This window comes from Burkholderia sp. E168m23, assembly GCF_016586125.1.
GTDB classification, from domain to species: domain Bacteria; phylum Pseudomonadota; class Gammaproteobacteria; order Burkholderiales; family Burkholderiaceae; genus Burkholderia; species Burkholderia orbicola.
In genome coordinates, this window is record NZ_BCPP01001279.1 from 1 (window position 1) to 1,562 (window position 1,562).

Below are 1,562 nucleotides of genomic sequence, written 5' to 3' on the forward strand. Positions count from 1 at the left end.
CGTGATCCGAGAAGCCCGCGAAGCCCGGATAGCGGTCGCTGTTGATGCGATACCACGTGTACGACGCACCGCCGCGCACGCCGAGCGCGCCGTACTGCGCGCCGCCGTACAGCGACAGGTAGTAGCTGTTCACCGCTGCCGACGAACTCTGGTCGTTGTCGAGCGAGCTGTGCGTGACGCCCGCGGCCAGACCCGCGCGCCACTTGTCGTTGAGCGCCATGTCGGCGCCGGCGATGAAGCCCGTCATGCTGCGGTTGATCGACGACGCATTGCCGTCGCCGGCGAGCCGGCTGCGGCCGCCGAACGCCTGCCCCCAGACGACCGGCTGATAAGGCGTGCCGCCGTAGCACCCGTCGCGCGAACCGATCCGGCGTTCCGGCGGCAGCGTCGGGTCGACCACGCCGGCCGTGTTGTCGCCGCACAGCGCGGCGCCGCCCGACGACAGCGCCGCGAGCGGGCCCGACCCGGGCGCGAGGCCCTGACGGACGCGATCGGTCACCGCGTCGCGCACATAGCGGCTGTCGATCAGCAGCATGCTCTTCAGGCTCGCCTGCAGTTCGCCGCCGAGCAGCCCGTACGCACGGCGTGCGGTCGGCGCGTCGGTCGTCAGCACCGTGTCGTACAGCGGATTGCCGGCGCCGAGCGCGGCCACCGCGGTCGCGACCGAGCGCTGGTTCGGCGTGGTCGCGACGTCGGGCAGCGACGTGCCGTTCTGAACCAGCCGCAGATACACGTGGCCCGGATCGTAACTGAGGGTCGGCGTGAGGAACGCGTAGTTCGCGCTCACCTGGGTGAACGCGCCCTGCACGCCCGACGACGCGCTGAGGATCGTGTACGTCGTGCTCGGCTGATAGCCGCTCTGGTTCGCGAGCACCTGTACGGTGCCGCCGTTCAGCGTCGCCGTGCCGCTCGCCGCGAGACTGCCGCTTTGCTGCGGCGTGGCGGCGACCTGGAACGTCGAACCCGGCTGGAACGTGACGTTGCCGCCCACGTTCAGCGCCGCGCCCGGTTGCGTGGCGGCCGCCGTCGCGCCGCCCTGCACCACGAGACCGCCGATCGTGCCGGTACCCGTCAGCGTCGCGCCGTTCTGCACGGTGACGGTCGACTGGCCGAGCGAACCGTTGACGGCCAGCGTGCCCGCGCCGACCGTGGTCGGGCCGCTCAGCGTGCTCGTGCCGGTCAGGGTCAGTCGTCCGCTGCCGGCCTGGGTGAGGGAGCCGGTGCCGGACAGCACGCTCGCGATCGTCACGTTGCCCGATTGATTGACGATCAGCGCACCGTTGTCGACGACGTTGCCGGCCACGCTGCCCGACGTGCCGCCGTTGCCGAGTTGCAGCGTGCCGCCGGCCGCGATCGTGGTGCCGCCGGTGTACGTGTTGTCGCCGGTCAGCATCTGCGTGCCGCTCGCCACCGTCACCCCGCCCGCGCCACCGATCGTGCCGCCGAACGTACTGCTGCCGCTGCCGTTCAGCGCCAGTGCATTCGCACCGAGATTCACGTTCGTGCCGGCCGCGCCCGACAGCGCACCGACCGTTTGCGTGCCGGTGGCGCCGCTCACGTCG

The 1,562-nt window shown here is 71.6% G+C and carries 1 protein-coding gene; it reads right to left on the bottom strand.

The window, feature by feature from the left end:
* On the bottom strand, positions 1 to 1,562 hold a 1,562-nt coding region (locus JMF90_RS36540), incomplete at both ends, for an autotransporter domain-containing protein (RefSeq protein ID WP_201326294.1).